We start from the raw sequence: 15,330 nt of genomic DNA on the forward strand, positions 1-15,330 counted from the left end.
ACCATTTTTATTAGCCTTATGTGCTTTTTTAACACCACGTACTGTTGAAGCATACAATTTTGATGTACTGTTTTTAACAGTTGAACCTAATTCGTTATATTGCGTTCTTGTTCCGTGAATTGCATAAATAGACAACTTAACAACCATAAAAAAGATAATAAAATAAGCAATAGTTGTATTTGTCATTGGTAATTTAGTATTTCAAATTACATCAAAAATAAACAAAAATACATCAAAAATAAAACTAAAAATCTTATCTCAATTATTACTTTCTGATAATAAATTAATCATCTTTATCACTTCCTTTTTCTTTTTTAGGTTTTAAATTTTTTTTCAAAATATCAATATCAAACAATGCTAAACGCTCTTTAACACTTAATTTAGTAATTTCTGACCAATAATATTCTTTATAATTAACTATTTCATCATTTTTTAAATCACGAACAAACTTTAATCATTTACTATCATATTTCTGTGCAAATTCTAATGGAATAATTATTTTAAAAAACCGAATTCCTAACCCAACATCCGACTTATGTTTTGCTCGTTTACCTTCGGCTGTTCGTTCTACTGATTTTGTTTTTCAAATTTCATAATCTGTAATATCTTGAAAAATACCAATTCGCATAATAAAGAAACGATTAAAAAAATTAAATCCTTTTTTAGCAATAGGTTTTTTAAATGAAATTGGAATAATAATACCACTTGCTAATTGTCGAATATTATTTAAAATCATACCCTCACGCTGAGCAGTAAATAAAGCACGATTACCAAAATGTCTTGCTAATACAATTCACGGAATTTTACCACTATGAACTTTTTTCTCATCGTGGGGACTAGTTCCATCAATATATAAATAACTTTCATCAAATAAAATAACACTATCATCTGGGGTAACTGGTTTTGTTCTATCTGTAAAATCTAAATTTTTAAATGTTAAAACTTTAACTTTATCATCTTCTAACGGATAATTACTATAAATCTTATCTGTTAATAGTTTCATAGTTTGTGATAAATAAGTTAAAAGTAAAGTTTTTCCCGTCCCTAACTTACCAATAATTACTGATAACGGATTATCTCAAATAAAGTAAACTAAACGAAAAGCATTCAACTGATAAAATATATTTTTTCAAACTCATCAGACAAAATAAACACATTGCAAAGCAAACAATAATCAGAATACTAAACCAGTATAATTTAATGAAATTATTCAAAGTAATAAATCAATTAAACTAAACAAAATCATTGAACCACTAATATAACAATAATTTTTTACGAAAAATATAAATTTTTTCATTACTTAAAATACCCAACTATTTTAAAAACCATTCACAATAAAAACCACGTTAAAAATAAAATCACAATTCAAATACCAATCATAAGAGTTAAATATTCATTTTGAGTTAAATTTCAAGTTGTAATAATTTCAACATTCGTTTTATCTATAAACAAAAATACATAAATAAAAAACTCTTTTAATTTTTCTCAATCATTTTGCATATTTAAAAACTCCACATTTTCTGAATAAGTTTAAAAAACATCCCCAAAAATAAAACGATAAATAATACAAATGATATGACATATAAAAATTCAGGAGCATTTGAACCAATAATATAACTAACAAATTGAACTCAATAATCATATAAACCCATTAATTTAAGTCCTTCAAATCATTAATTAATTTATCTACTTTTTCATCACTTCAATTTGTTAAATTATTGTTAGTTGTTTTTACTTTTTGAGGTTCACCAGGAAATATTGCTTTTTTCATTTGTGTAAAATAATTTTATTTGTATTGATTATACAAATTGATTAGTTCTGCTCCAGTTAAATATTTTCACACATGACGTTTTAAATTTTCATCATATTTTACAATAGGATAAGAATTATCATAAATCAAACCGATTGCTACTTGTTCTGAGTGTTTTTCACTCTGATAAATAAATTTATTACTCAACCAAAAACCAATATGACGATTATGATTAGGTAAATTTATAAAAATTGCTTTTTCTGTTTCAAAAACTATCAACTCTTTACGAATAAAATAATTTTCTATATTTTGATTTTTCTTAACAAAATTACTCAATTTTATCAACTCCTAACTAAATATTTATTTAATAAACAATGTTATATTTAATGTTTATATATTGTTTACTTATTGATAAAAACACTGATTATTAACAATGTTATACATAATGCTATATATTGTTTATTTAATGTTTAATAAACAATGTTATTAACAATGTTAAATATATAAAATAATAAAAATTGACACACTGAAAAATACTATTTAATTTTTAATAATAGTCTTTAATTTTGTCGAAAACTCTTGATGAAATAAAAAAAATCATCAATATGACAATTTGAAAACTAATTTTGTGTAAGATTATGATTTTGCTTTAAATTTTTTAAACGTTAAAATATAATACCGTTGATTGTTGGTTTGGTGTTAAACCTTTGTGTTGGTATTTTCATTTTCAGAGCTTTAAATAATTTTGAATATTAGTGAAACCCAAACCATGATAATGAATTAAGGCTTCTTTAAGACTGGATTGTAATTTACTAATCTTATTTAACTTTTGATAACTAGTATCAGGGTTTGTACTAGTTTTGGTGGAATATAGAGTAGAATTTGTTTGTTTTGCTACTAATAAATATAGTGGTTGCATATCAGAAATAATTATTGATTTTTCTTTAATTAGTTGCTTATTCATATTTTCAATAATCCATTGTTTTTGTAATCTTTTGGTATTGGTGGATTGAACAAAAATATTATTATTGCTATCAACTGCCATTTGAATACAGCATTTGGTATCAGTTGAAAATGGATCGAGATGAGTTTTTCGTTTATCAAATTTATCTTTAAAATTGCCTTTATGAATTTCTTTAATAAATGTTTCATCCATTTGGATTTGACCATTTAATTTTTTAAATTTTAACTGTGTATTTTCTAATTGTTTTGATTGCATTAATTTTTGTCGATTATATCAAGCGGTTTTTGGGGTTGTTTTAATAAAACGAGAAATTATTTTACTAGATTGTCCTAACAATGAAATTTGAATTAATAAATTTCACTGTTCATAATTTAAATGACTTCAATAAGTAAAATGATGACGAAATGCATCAAAACTAGCACGACATTTTTTACATAAATATTTTTGTTTTCCTTCGGAATTATGACCATTTTTAACACAATGAAAAGATTTGCAATTAGGACATATAATGCCTTTATCTCTAAATTTTTGATCAATTTCATTTAAACGTTTTTGTTTTTTAATTAAGTCTGCTTGTTGTTTTATTTTTTCATAAAATTCTAAAAATTGATCATCTGTTAAGCTATTTATTAATTCTGTAATTATTTTTTTCATCATTTATTTACCTCTATATATTAAAAATATACCTAATTTTAGGTATATTTTATAAATATCAAGAGTTTTCGACAAAATTAAAGATAATAGTTATTAAAATATAAAATTAATCATTTATAATTAAATTGATATTTTTGCACTACACACTGCCTACAAATTTTAAAAAGAAAGTAGATATATTTATAAAGAATATTATAAAAATTTATATTCCAAAACTACTATTAATATGACCCTTAATAAAAATATTCTTATTTTTATTAAATCCTACTTTAAAACAATTATTTCATTACTAATAATTTCAATAATAACTTATAGACAGTGTGTAATACAAAAATAAACAACAAAATTATTTAATCAACTCACATAAAAGCTAGTGTGCCATAGCTAAGATATATGATCAGTAATAATAAATATTAAAATCCTTTAACCATAACACGGAAAAAGTTTAAAATCTTAATGATAACAAAAATACCAAATGGAATTAAAATAATTCACGCATCACCTAAAAAGGTCATTAATTGTGGTAATACAGCATAAATTGCTTCTTTAACTTCCATCATTGCTTGCCCTAAACCACTTCAAATAGAACCCATTCCATCTGAAATAGTAGGTTTATCACCAACTGCTAAAAAATTAATTGCTGTTGTTAAATACATACCTAACATTATTTCTTATCCTCCTTATTTTCAATTTCTTTTTTATCTTTTTTCTTTCCTAGAATTTGGCGAATTTTTTGATAAATTGATAAACCAATTCATGCAAAAATACCTAATATAATAACAACACTAAAAATTGTCGTTAATCAAACTGGCATAACTTATTCCTCCTAAAAATCTAATTTTCGCGGCACGCTTCGCGTGTTCGCTACGCTCAAAATAAACTATATTGAATAAATTACCGCTAATAAATTACGCGGATAATTTATTCATCTTCTTTTTCATTATTAATTACAATATTATTTACCGTATTAATAACATTATCTTTTCCATACTTAGTTACTAAGGACCGTAAAATAAAATAATGTTTTCTTTCCATTAAAAAATCAACTCCTTTCTGAGTTGATTTGTTGCACTTCACTTACACGATGCCTTGTGGTAATAATTGTTCACGCGTTGACTTCGGATCAGCATTTTTTGTGTGGGCAATCATTTTATTTTAATTGTTGTTAAAATCTTGAATTAATTTTGATAAATTAATTTTTTGATTATTGTAAGTATAAATACTTGGAATTGATTTTCAATATGCTGCTGGAGCATATAAACTTCGCACAAGTTCACTTGGGTTAAAATTTAAATTTTCATAACGTGCTAATAAGGAAATTTTTGTTAGCAACCCTGTTGTATTAATCATACTACGAAGTTTTTCAGGAATATCATTGTTGTCATTATTACTGTCATTTTTATGGCGACAAGCTAATAACGGCATGCTATTTCCAACTACAACAGTTGTAATGGCAAAAAAACTTAATATTTTTTTCATAAGATAAAACCTTCCCTTTGTACATTATAAAAATAAATACTTTTTTATTTTAATGAAAAAAAACAAGTTAACAGTTCTATTGGTTTCTTTACTGACAAAATGCCGAGTTGGGGAACCTTCCACTAAAAATATGTAATTGTAAAATTAAATAATTGTAGAACCAATATATTTAATTTTTAGAGTTAATTTTTAAATAAAAAAAATCAACCCAATAAGGGTCGATTTTTTTGTCCTATTTCATCGTTTATTCTACAAATTTAAATAATTATTTAAAATAAAAAAACAAACTACAGTTTGTTTTTTTCTGTTTCTAAGACAAAAACACTTGCATTTATTAATAAAATTTGTTAAATATATTATTGGCAGTTACATATGCCATTTGCTAAAATTATAAATAAGGAGGGATTTTTGATGATAAAACCATTAGGCAAAAATATTGTCTTAGCAAAAGAAGAAAAAGAGGAAACTTTTATTAATGGAATTTATTTACAAGAAGATGAGAAAAGCAAAAGTCATATCGGAAAAATAATTGCAATTAGTACCGAAGTTGAAAAAGAACAAGCATTTGAAGGAAAAATTAATAATAAAGTTCTTTATCGTGAATATGCTGGAACCGAAGTTGAATATGATAATAGAAAATTAGTTTTAATTTCTGTCGAAGATGTTTTAGCTATTATTAAATAATAGACTTTAAAGGGGGAATCAAATTATGGCAAAATCAATTAAATTTTCAGAAGATGCAAGAATGATGTTAATTAACGGAATTAATAAATTAACTGATGCTGTTAAAGTAACATTAGGACCAAAAGGAAAATATGTTTTATTAGAAAAAGAATATGGTTCACCATTAATTACAAATGATGGTGTTACTATTTCAAAAGAGATTGAATTAAGTAATCATTTTGAAAATATGGGAGCAAAATTAGTTGCTGAAGTAGCAAATAAAACAAATGATGTAGCTGGTGATGGGACAACAACAGCAATTGTTTTAACACAAGCAATTGTTAAAGAAGGATTAAAAAATATTACTGCTGGAGCTAATGCGGTAGCAATTCGAAATGGAATTGAAAAAACAGTTAAAGCAATTGTGGAATTATTACAACAATCAGCAAAACAAATTAAGACTAAAGCAGAAATTGCTCAAGTTGCTAGTGTTAGTTCAAAAGATCCAGAAATTGGTAATTTAATTGCTGAAATTATGGAAAAAGTTGGTAATGATGGTGTTATTACAATTGAGGAGTCAAAAACAATTGATACTGAATTAAGTATCACCGAAGGATTACAGTTTGATAAAGGTTATTTATCACAATATATGGTAACTGATAGTGAAAAAATGTTAACAGAATTTGAAAATCCTTATATTTTAATTACTGATAAAAAAATTAGTAACATGAAAGAAATTTTACCAATTTTAGAAAAAATTGTTGAAGAAGGACGACCATTATTAATTATTGCCGATGATGTTGATGGTGATGTTCTACCAACATTATTACTAAATAAAATGCGTGGAGCATTTAATATTGCTGTTGTTAAAGCACCAGAATTTGGTGATAATCGTAAAAACTTATTAGAAGACATTGCTATTTTAACTAAGGCAAAATTTGTTAATGGTGAATTGGGAATGGATTTTAAAACATTAACTTTAGATGATTTGGGAACAGCAAAAAAAGTAATTGTTTCAAAAGATACAACAACAATTATTGAAGGCGGTTGCAAAAAAGCTGATTTAGAAGCACGAAAAGAGTTTATTCGTGGTCAAATTAAAAGTGCAACTTCATCATTTGAACAAGAAAAGTTACAAAAACGTTTAGCAAAATTAGCAGGCGGGGTTGGAATTATTAAAGTTGGGGCACCAACCGAAACGGAAATGAAAGAGAAAAAACTTCGAATTGAAGATGCATTAAATTCAACAAAAGCCGCAGTTGAAGAAGGAATTGTTGCTGGTGGGGGAACTGCTTTAGTTCAAGTTGGACATAAATTAACTAATTTGAAATTAAATGAAGAGGAAAAATTAGGATTAAATATTGTCTTACGAGCAATTGAAGAACCAGTTCGTCAAATTGCTGATAATGCAGGGGTTGATGGTTCAATCATTATTAATAAATTAAAAGACCAACCTAATAATGTTGGTTATAATGCTGCAACAAATGTCTGAGAAGACATGATTACAGCTGGAATTGTTGATCCCGTTAAAGTAACAAGATATGCCTTACAACACGCTGGTAGTGTTAGTGCATTATTGTTAACAACAGAAGCAGTTGTGGTAAATGACCCAGAAGAAAAACAACCAAAAATACCAAGTTATCCCGATTTAGGAATTTAATTAACAAGAATTTTATTTCAATAAAAGACAAGTTTTACTTGTTTTTTTTCATTAAAATAAAAAAGTATTTATTTTTATAATGTACAAAGGGAAGGTTTTATCTTATGAAAAAAATATTAAGTTTTTTTGCCATTACAACTGTTGTAGTTGGAAATAGCATGCCGTTATGGCATCGTGTAAGTGAAGTGCAACAAATCAACTCAGAAAGGAGTTGATTTTTTAATGGAAAGAAAACATTATTTTATTTTACGGTCCTTAGTAACTAAGTATGGAAAAGATAATGTTATTAATACGGTAAATAATATTGTAATTAATAATGAAAAAGAAGATGAATAAATTATCCGCGTAATTTATTAGCGGTAATTTATTCAATATAGTTTATTTTGAGCGTAGCGAACACGCGAAGCGTGCCGCGAAAATTAGATTTTTAGGAGGAATAAGTTATGCCAGTTTGATTAACGACAATTTTTAGTGTTGTTATTATATTAGGTATTTTTGCATGAATTGGTTTATCAATTTATCAAAAAATTCGCCAAATTAAAGCAAATAAGAAAAAAGAACAAGAAAAATTAGATAAGGACTTTAATTTTGTCGAAAACTCTTGATGAAATAAAAAAAATCATCAATATGACAATTTGAAAACTAATTTTGTGTAAGATTATGATTTTGCTTTAAATTTTTTAAACGTTAAAATATAATACCGTTGATTGTTGGTTTGGTGTTAAACCTTTGTGTTGGTATTTTCATTTTCAGAGCTTTAAATAATTTTGAATATTAGTGAAACCCAAACCATGATAATGAATTAAGGCTTCTTTAAGACTGGATTGTAATTTACTAATCTTATTTAACTTTTGATAACTAGTATCAGGGTTTGTACTAGTTTTGGTGGAATATAGAGTAGAATTTGTTTGTTTTGCTACTAATAAATATAGTGGTTGCATATCAGAAATAATTATTGATTTTTCTTTAATTAGTTGCTTATTCATATTTTCAATAATCCATTGTTTTTGTAATCTTTTGGTATTGGTGGATTGAACAAAAATATTATTATTGCTATCAACTGCCATTTGAATACAGCATTTGGTATCAGTTGAAAATGGATCGAGATGAGTTTTTCGTTTATCAAATTTATCTTTAAAATTGCCTCTATGAATTTCTTTAATAAATGTTTCATCCATTTGGATTTGACCATTTAATTTTTTAAATTTTAACTGTGTATTTTCTAATTGTTTTGATTGCATTAATTTTTGTCGATTATATCAAGCGGTTTTTGGGGTTGTTTTAATAAAACGAGAAATTATTTTACTAGATTGTCCTAACAATGAAATTTGAATTAATAAATTTCACTGTTCATAATTTAAATGACTTCAATAAGTAAAATGATGACGAAATGCATCAAAACTAGCACGACATTTTTTACATAAATATTTTTGTTTTCCTTCGGAATTATGACCATTTTTAACACAATGAAAAGATTTGCAATTAGGACATATAATGCCTTTATCTCTAAATTTTTGATCAATTTCATTTAAACGTTTTTGTTTTTTAATTAAGTCTGCTTGTTGTTTTATTTTTTCATAAAATTCTAAAAATTGATCATCTGTTAAGCTATTTATTAATTCTGTAATTATTTTTTTCATCATTTATTTACCTCTATATATTAAAAATATACCTAATTTTAGGTATATTTTATAAATATCAAGAGTTTTCGACAAAATTAAAGGATAAGGAGGATAATAAATAATGTTAGGTATGTATTTAACAACAGCAATTAATTTTTTAGCAGTTGGTGATAAACCTACTATTTCAGATGGAATGGGTTCTATTTGAAGTGGTTTAGGGCAAGCAATGATGAAAGTTAAAGAAGCAATTTATGCTGTATTACCACAATTAATGACCTTTTTAGGTGATGCGTGAATTATTTTAATTCCATTTGGTATTTTTGTTATCATTAAGATTTTAAACTTTTTCCGTGTTATGGTTAAAGGATTTTAATATTTATTATTACTGATCATATATCTTAGCTATGGCACACTAGCTTTTATGTGAGTTGATTAAATAATTTTGTTGTTTATTTTTGTATTACACACTGTCTATAAGTTATTATTGAAATTATTAGTAATGAAATAATTGTTTTAAAGTAGGATTTAATAAAAATAAGAATATTTTTATTAAGGGTCATATTAATAGTAGTTTTGGAATATAAATTTTTATAATATTCTTTATAAATATTATCTACTTTCTTTTTAAAATTTGTAGGCAGTATGTAGTGCAAAAATATCAATTTAATTATAAATGATTAATTTTATATTTTAATAACTATTATCTTTAATTTTGTCGAAAACTCTTGATGAAATAAAAAAAATCATCAATATGACAATTTGAAAACTAATTTTGTGTAAGATTATGATTTTGCTTTAAATTTTTTAAACGTTAAAATATAATACCGTTGATTGTTGGTTTGGTGTTAAACCTTTGTGTTGGTATTTTCATTTTCAGAGCTTTAAATAATTTTGAATATTAGTGAAACCCAAACCATGATAATGAATTAAGGCTTCTTTAAGACTGGATTGTAATTTACTAATCTTATTTAACTTTTGATAACTAGTATCAGGGTTTGTACTAGTTTTGGTGGAATATAGAGTAGAATTTGTTTGTTTTGCTACTAATAAATATAGTGGTTGCATATCAGAAATAATTATTGATTTTTCTTTAATTAGTTGCTTATTCATATTTTCAATAATCCATTGTTTTTGTAATCTTTTGGTATTGGTGGATTGAACAAAAATATTATTATTGCTATCAACCGCCATTTGAATACAGCATTTGGTATCAGTTGAAAATGGATCGAGATGAGTTTTTCGTTTATCAAATTTATCTTTAAAATTGCCTTTATGAATTTCTTTAATAAATGTTTCATCCATTTGGATTTGACCATTTAATTTTTTAAATTTTAACTGTGTATTTTCTAATTGTTTTGATTGCATTAATTTTTGTCGATTATATCAAGCGGTTTTTGGGGTTGTTTTAATAAAACGAGAAATTATTTTACTAGATTGTCCTAACAATGAAATTTGAATTAATAAATTTCACTGTTCATAATTTAAATGACTTCAATAAGTAAAATGATGACGAAATGCATCAAAACTAGCACGACATTTTTTACATAAATATTTTTGTTTTCCTTCGGAATTATGACCATTTTTAACACAATGAAAAGATTTGCAATTAGGACATATAATGCCTTTATCTCTAAATTTTTGATCAATTTCATTTAAACGTTTTTGTTTTTTAATTAAGTCTGCTTGTTGTTTTATTTTTTCATAAAATTCTAAAAATTGATCATCTGTTAAGCTATTTATTAATTCTGTAATTATTTTTTTCATCATTTATTTACCTCTATATATTAAAAATATACCTAATTTTAGGTATATTTTATAAATATCAAGAGTTTTCGACAAAATTAAAGACTATTATTAAAAATTAAATAGTATTTTTCAGTGTGTCAATTTTTATTATTTTATATATTTAACATTGTTAATAACATTGTTTATTAAATAAATATTTAGTTAGGAGTTGATAAAATTGAGTAATTTTGTTAAGAAAAATCAAAATATAGAAAATTATTTTATTCGTAAAGAGTTGATAGTTTTTGAAACAGAAAAAGCAATTTTTATAAATTTACCTAATCATAATCGTCATATTGGTTTTTGGTTGAGTAATAAATTTATTTATCCGAGTGAAAAACACTCATAACAAGTAGCAATCGGTTTGATTTATGATAATTCTTATCCTATTGTAAAATATGATGAAAATTTAAAACGTCATGTGTGAAAATATTTAACTGGAGCAGAACTAATCAATTTGTATAATCAATACAAATAAAATTATTTTACACAAATGAAAAAAGCAATATTTCCTGGTGAACCTCAAAAAGTAAAAACAACTAACAATAATTTAACAAATTGAAGTGATGAAAAAGTAGATAAATTAATTAATGATTTGAAGGACTTAAATTAATGGGTTTATATGATTATTGAGTTCAATTTGTTAGTTATATTATTGGTTCAAATGCTCCTGAATTTTTATATGTCATATCATTTGTATTATTTATCGTTTTATTTTTGGGGATGTTTTTTAAACTTATTCAGAAAATGTGGAGTTTTTAAATATGCAAAATGATTGAGAAAAATTAAAAGAGTTTTTTATTTATGTATTTTTGTTTATAGATAAAACGAATGTTGAAATTATTACAACTTGAAATTTAACTCAAAATGAATATTTAACTCTTATGATTGGTATTTGAATTGTGATTTTATTTTTAACGTGGTTTTTATTGTGAATGGTTTTTAAAATAGTTGGGTATTTTAAGTAATGAAAAAATTTATATTTTTCTTAAAAAATTATTGTTATATTGGTGGTTCAATGATTTTGTTTAGTTTAATTGATTTATTACTTTGAATAATTTCATTAAATTATACCGGTTTAGTATTTTGATTATTGTTTGCTTTGCAATGTGTTTATTTTGTCTGATGAGTTTGAAAAAACATATTTTATCAGTTGAGTGCTTTTCGTTTAGTTAATTTTGTTTGAGATAATCCGTTATCAGTAATTATTGGTAAGTTAGGGACGGGAAAAACTTTACTTTTAACTTATTTATCACAAACTATGAAACTATTAACAGATAAGATTTATAGTAATTATCCGTTAGAAGATGATAAAGTTAAAGTTTTAACATTTAAAAATTTAGATTTTACAGATAGAACAAAACCAGTTCCCCCAGATGATAGTGTTATTTTATTTGATGAAAGTTATTTATATATTGATGGAACTAGTCCCCACGATGAGAAAAAAGTTCGTAGTGGTAAAATTCCGTGAATTGTATTAGCAAGACATTTTGGTAATCGTGCTTTATTTACTGCTCAGCGTGAGGGTATGATTTGAAATAATATTCGACAATTAGCAAGTGGTATTATTATTCCAATTTCATTGAAAAAACCTATTGCTAAAAAAGGATTTAATTTTTTTAATCGTTTCTTTATTATGCGAATTGGTATTTTTCAAGATATTACAGATTATGAAATTTGAAAAACAAAATCAGTAGAACGAACAGCCGAAGGTAAACGAGCAAAACATAAGTCGGATGTTGGGTTAGGAATTCGGTTTTTTAAAATAATTATTCCATTAGAATTTGCACAGAAATATGATAGTAAATGATTAAAGTTTGTTCGTGATTTAAAAAATGATGAAATAGTTAATTATAAAGAATATTATTGGTCAGAAATTACTAAATTAAGTGTTAAAGAGCGTTTAGCATTGTTTGATATTGATATTTTGAAAAAAAATTTAAAACCTAAAAAAGAAAAAGGAAGTGATAAAGATGATTAATTTATTATCAGAAAGTAATAATTGAGATAAGATTTTTAGTTTTATTTTTGATGTATTTTTGTTTATTTTTGATGTAATTTGAAATACTAAATTACCAATGACAAATACAACTATTGCTTATTTTATTATCTTTTTTATGGTTGTTAAGTTATCAATTTATGCTATCCACGGAACAAGAACACAATATAATGAATTAGGTTCAACTGTTAAAAACAATACATCAAAATTGTATGCTTCAACAGTACGTGGTGTTAAAAAAGCACATAAGGCTAATAAAAATGGTCGGTGAAAGGAAACAGATTAATGATTAGATTAGTTTTATTAGTTGCTGCAATTGCTATTTTTGGTACTAGTTTTATTACGGTGATTATAAATCAATTAACATCAGCAAAAAATATCATTATGGATTTATATAACTCAGATACTTTTTTACTTTCTTTGTTTGGTAAAATGGCAATTTTGTTTAGTCATCCATTAATGTTAACAATATCAAGTTTATATATTGTTGGGTTTATTGTTTCAAAAACATTGTATAGTTAGGGGTTGAATTATAAATATGAAAAAATCATTATCTTTATTTGCCATATCTATTTTAGGTATTTTAGGTTTAATTATTCCATTTATTACTTTAACAGCATTTAAACCCTTAAATCAGCAGAATTATACTGTTAATTAACAAACAATGGGAATGAATGAAACTGATTTTATTAATACAATGTTTTTACGCAGTAGTTTTTTTGAAAACTGGTCTGAAACAAATTACTTTATTAATCCAACTCTAAAAACATCACAAACATTAACTTATAATGATAAATGATATTTAGACTTTTTAAAGGATAGTTATTCAACGGGAATTTCATTTGATAAGCCTAGTGATGAGTTTATGGATTTATATAAAAATTGAGATACTTATGCTAAACAATATAATATTGATAAATTCTATGATGTTGATAAAAAACAATTTTTAAAAGAATTAACTAATTTTTCTTATTCTTTTGCTAAGTATTTTAATACTGTGGAAGTTATTAATAAATTAGAAAGAGGTATTGATAATTTACAATTAGTTAAAATGATTAATGAGTTTTGAATACAAATTCCTAGAACACAGGCACCTAATAAAGAATTTTTAACTGCTACTAATAAATGATATTTTTATGGAGAAAAAAGAAATGGTCAATATTTGCTTACAAAATTTTATTTTGATAATAATTTTATTAAAAATCAAAATTTGTTATGACAACACTTAAAAAATGATTCAGATTTTATTTGAAACTATAATTTAGTATATCGTTGAGATGGAAACGGTGAACCAGAATTACCCGTTGTTGATAATGATGGCAAATTAAAATGATATACTGAATATTATCAAAATGTTCGTTCTTTTTTGCTTAAATATATTGATGTTATTGTACAAGAAAATATCCGAATTCAGCAAGGTGGTAATCCAAACTATGATGACCCAAATTTGGGTAGTGAAAGAATAATTTTTGATTTTGAAATTATTAATAATATGGAAAAATTAGATTGAAAACCTGATGTTATTTTAACTAGAAAATCAATTTATCGGATGATTTTAACAATTGATGAAAATAAAAATATTGTTGCTGGTAGTTTAGAATTAACACATTTTAAACAATATTGGGATGGTAATAATGCAAATAGTTATCGGTATACTGATGATTTAGGTTTTTTGTTTACTTTTATGAAAGAAAAAGAAGATACTTTTAATTTTAGTGCTGAAACATATAATTATAATCAAGGTAATTCTCCTAATATTGGTAAAATGGTTTTTGAACAGATGAAAGGTCAAATTGATATTAATAAATTTTTAAAAGCCTTTTTTACCCATGCTTTGGTACCTGTATTTCAAAATCGCAGTAATTTTATTGAAAGTGGTTATATTGATAATTTACAGTATGATACTGTTTTAATTAATTTTTTTGGTTTAAAATTGATTAATTTTAGAGATGTTTTAATTGATGAAACTAATACTAATAAAAATCAATTTGAAAAACTATTAAATAGTATGTTTACGGTTTCCCAAAATTTTTATAAAGATTATTTACGAACAATTTTTGATTTAGAAAATGATACTTATGTACAAGGATATAATAAAAAATATGGTTTATTAGTAAATAATGGTTTTAAAATTTATCCTCGTTATTTTTATTTTTCTGATAAATACAATCAATTAGACATTAAATTGTATTCAGCATTTAAAAATCGTTTTTATAATACTAATTATGGTAATGTATTTAATTATGATTTTTCAGTTGCAAATAATTATAATATTAATCAAAATGAAGGTTATATTTTTGAAGGTGCTTTAAAAGATAAATACGGTTTAAAATACAAAAAAATTGAATAACAAAAAATCGGTTATAATGTCTTTGAATTACAAGCCCAAAAAGAAAATGATATGTACCGTTATTATGATTTTAATTTTGGAATTTATAACTGACAAGAAATAAATAATGGCGGGTTGTTTCCTGATGGACAATGATGACAAGCCCAATATGAAAGTTGTAGTTGATATAATTTAGCGTGTCATATAAAAAATGCTGCAATTTGAATTGTAAATAATATTCCCGTTGTTAAACAAGTAAACGAATTAGCAAGCGGTGTTGGTAAAATATTTCAAACAATATATAGTTTTTTTAGTCAAACATTTGAGGTATGAAAATTTAGTCCAGCATTATATAATACAATAACAAATATATTCCTATTAATTATCTTTATGAAGTTTGTTCGATTAATTTAAAAAAGGACTTG

Annotated in this window: 16 protein-coding genes and 5 pseudogenes; 10 read left to right on the forward strand and 11 right to left on the reverse strand. The window is 24.4% G+C overall.

Translation table 4 applies throughout. The features are described from left to right. Nucleotides 1-30: 30 nt before the first annotated feature. The 9 genes and pseudogenes from AACK91_RS01290 to AACK91_RS01330 all read right to left on the reverse strand — a co-directional run. Nucleotides 31-291: pseudogene (locus tag AACK91_RS01290) on the reverse strand (hypothetical protein); the annotation flags it as partial. After that, complete coding sequence (locus AACK91_RS01295) at nucleotides 284-1,297, reverse strand: hypothetical protein (RefSeq protein ID WP_338963584.1); 1,014 nt, start codon at nucleotides 1,295-1,297, stop codon at nucleotides 284-286. The gene AACK91_RS01295 and the pseudogene AACK91_RS01290, both read right to left, overlap by 8 nt. Further along, on the reverse strand, nucleotides 1,297-1,500 hold the full coding sequence (locus AACK91_RS01300) for a DUF2649 family protein (RefSeq protein WP_338963585.1): 204 nt from the start codon (nucleotides 1,498-1,500) through the stop codon (nucleotides 1,297-1,299). The genes AACK91_RS01295 and AACK91_RS01300 overlap by 1 nt, the downstream gene beginning before the upstream one ends. A 151-nt stretch (nucleotides 1,501-1,651) precedes the next feature. Then, nucleotides 1,652-2,086, reverse strand: a pseudogene (locus AACK91_RS01305) (DUF3627 domain-containing protein). Between the two features lie 322 nt (nucleotides 2,087-2,408). Continuing rightward, nucleotides 2,409-3,371 (reverse strand): IS1/IS1595 family N-terminal zinc-binding domain-containing protein, encoded by a 963-nt coding sequence (locus AACK91_RS01310; RefSeq protein WP_338963247.1) that lies wholly within the window; start codon nucleotides 3,369-3,371, stop codon nucleotides 2,409-2,411. 410 nt (nucleotides 3,372-3,781) lie between these two features. Continuing rightward, nucleotides 3,782-4,033, reverse strand: coding sequence for a hypothetical protein (locus AACK91_RS01315; RefSeq protein ID WP_338963586.1), 252 nt, complete (start codon nucleotides 4,031-4,033; stop codon nucleotides 3,782-3,784). Continuing rightward, nucleotides 4,033-4,182, reverse strand: a complete 150-nt coding sequence (locus tag AACK91_RS01320; RefSeq protein ID WP_338963587.1) for a hypothetical protein — start codon at nucleotides 4,180-4,182, stop codon at nucleotides 4,033-4,035. The genes AACK91_RS01315 and AACK91_RS01320 overlap by 1 nt, the downstream gene beginning before the upstream one ends. A 107-nt stretch (nucleotides 4,183-4,289) precedes the next feature. Further along, entirely contained in the window at nucleotides 4,290-4,445 is a 156-nt protein-coding gene (locus tag AACK91_RS01325) for a hypothetical protein (RefSeq protein ID WP_338966611.1), read from the reverse strand. Between the two features lie 78 nt (nucleotides 4,446-4,523). Further along, complete coding sequence (locus tag AACK91_RS01330) at nucleotides 4,524-4,847, reverse strand: hypothetical protein (RefSeq protein ID WP_338963588.1); 324 nt, start codon at nucleotides 4,845-4,847, stop codon at nucleotides 4,524-4,526. 411 nt (nucleotides 4,848-5,258) lie between these two features. On the opposite strand from AACK91_RS01330, the gene AACK91_RS01335 reads away from it, so the two are divergent. The 3 genes from AACK91_RS01335 to AACK91_RS01345 all read left to right on the forward strand — a co-directional run bounded on the left by AACK91_RS01335 (nucleotide 5,259) and on the right by AACK91_RS01345 (nucleotide 7,826). Then, nucleotides 5,259-5,531 (forward strand): hypothetical protein, encoded by a 273-nt coding sequence (locus AACK91_RS01335; RefSeq protein WP_338963589.1) that lies wholly within the window; start codon nucleotides 5,259-5,261, stop codon nucleotides 5,529-5,531. A gap of 25 nt (nucleotides 5,532-5,556) precedes the next feature. Next, nucleotides 5,557-7,170: a chaperonin GroEL gene (groL, locus tag AACK91_RS01340; RefSeq protein WP_338963590.1), complete on the forward strand. Its 1,614-nt coding sequence runs from the start codon at nucleotides 5,557-5,559 to the stop codon at nucleotides 7,168-7,170. 443 nt (nucleotides 7,171-7,613) lie between these two features. After that, entirely contained in the window at nucleotides 7,614-7,826 is a 213-nt protein-coding gene (locus tag AACK91_RS01345; protein ID WP_338963591.1) for a hypothetical protein, read from the forward strand. A 24-nt stretch (nucleotides 7,827-7,850) separates the two neighbouring features. Here AACK91_RS01345 and AACK91_RS01350 read toward each other — a convergent pair whose 3' ends face one another. Then, the gene (locus tag AACK91_RS01350; RefSeq protein ID WP_338963592.1) at nucleotides 7,851-8,813 is read right to left on the reverse strand and encodes an IS1/IS1595 family N-terminal zinc-binding domain-containing protein; all 963 of its coding nucleotides are present in this window, start codon (nucleotides 8,811-8,813) and stop codon (nucleotides 7,851-7,853) included. Nucleotides 8,814-8,913: 100 nt separating this feature from the next. Here AACK91_RS01350 and AACK91_RS01355 point away from each other — a divergent pair, with 100 nt between their 5' ends. Next, the gene (locus AACK91_RS01355) at nucleotides 8,914-9,165 is read left to right on the forward strand and encodes a hypothetical protein (protein WP_040092696.1); all 252 of its coding nucleotides are present in this window, start codon (nucleotides 8,914-8,916) and stop codon (nucleotides 9,163-9,165) included. 431 nt (nucleotides 9,166-9,596) lie between these two features. Here the strand turns inward: AACK91_RS01355 and AACK91_RS01360 are convergent, their stop codons facing one another. Then, entirely contained in the window at nucleotides 9,597-10,559 is a 963-nt protein-coding gene (locus AACK91_RS01360) for an IS1/IS1595 family N-terminal zinc-binding domain-containing protein (protein ID WP_338963247.1), read from the reverse strand. A gap of 196 nt (nucleotides 10,560-10,755) precedes the next feature. Between AACK91_RS01360 and AACK91_RS01365 the strand changes: the two are divergent. From AACK91_RS01365 to AACK91_RS01390, 6 genes and pseudogenes are all read left to right on the forward strand, one after another. Continuing rightward, nucleotides 10,756-11,190, forward strand: a pseudogene (locus AACK91_RS01365) (DUF3627 domain-containing protein). A 151-nt stretch (nucleotides 11,191-11,341) separates the two neighbouring features. Continuing rightward, on the forward strand, nucleotides 11,342-11,545 hold the full coding sequence (locus tag AACK91_RS01370) for a DUF2649 family protein (protein ID WP_338963585.1): 204 nt from the start codon (nucleotides 11,342-11,344) through the stop codon (nucleotides 11,543-11,545). Beyond that, on the forward strand, nucleotides 11,545-12,558 hold the full coding sequence (locus AACK91_RS01375; RefSeq protein WP_338963593.1) for a hypothetical protein: 1,014 nt from the start codon (nucleotides 11,545-11,547) through the stop codon (nucleotides 12,556-12,558). The genes AACK91_RS01370 and AACK91_RS01375 overlap by 1 nt, the downstream gene beginning before the upstream one ends. Next, nucleotides 12,551-12,811, forward strand: a pseudogene (locus tag AACK91_RS01380) (hypothetical protein); the annotation flags it as partial. The gene AACK91_RS01375 and the pseudogene AACK91_RS01380, both read left to right, overlap by 8 nt. A gap of 50 nt (nucleotides 12,812-12,861) precedes the next feature. Then, nucleotides 12,862-13,098, forward strand: coding sequence for a hypothetical protein (locus AACK91_RS01385; protein ID WP_338963583.1), 237 nt, complete (start codon nucleotides 12,862-12,864; stop codon nucleotides 13,096-13,098). A 16-nt stretch (nucleotides 13,099-13,114) separates the two neighbouring features. Then, nucleotides 13,115-15,319 (forward strand): annotated as a pseudogene (locus tag AACK91_RS01390) (spiroplasma phage ORF1-like family protein). Nucleotides 15,320-15,330: the final 11 nt, after the last annotated feature.

Origin of the sequence: Spiroplasma endosymbiont of Sarcophaga carnaria (assembly GCF_964019595.1) — a bacterium.
GTDB lineage: Bacteria > Bacillota_I > Bacilli_A > Mycoplasmatales > Mycoplasmataceae > Spiroplasma > Spiroplasma poulsonii.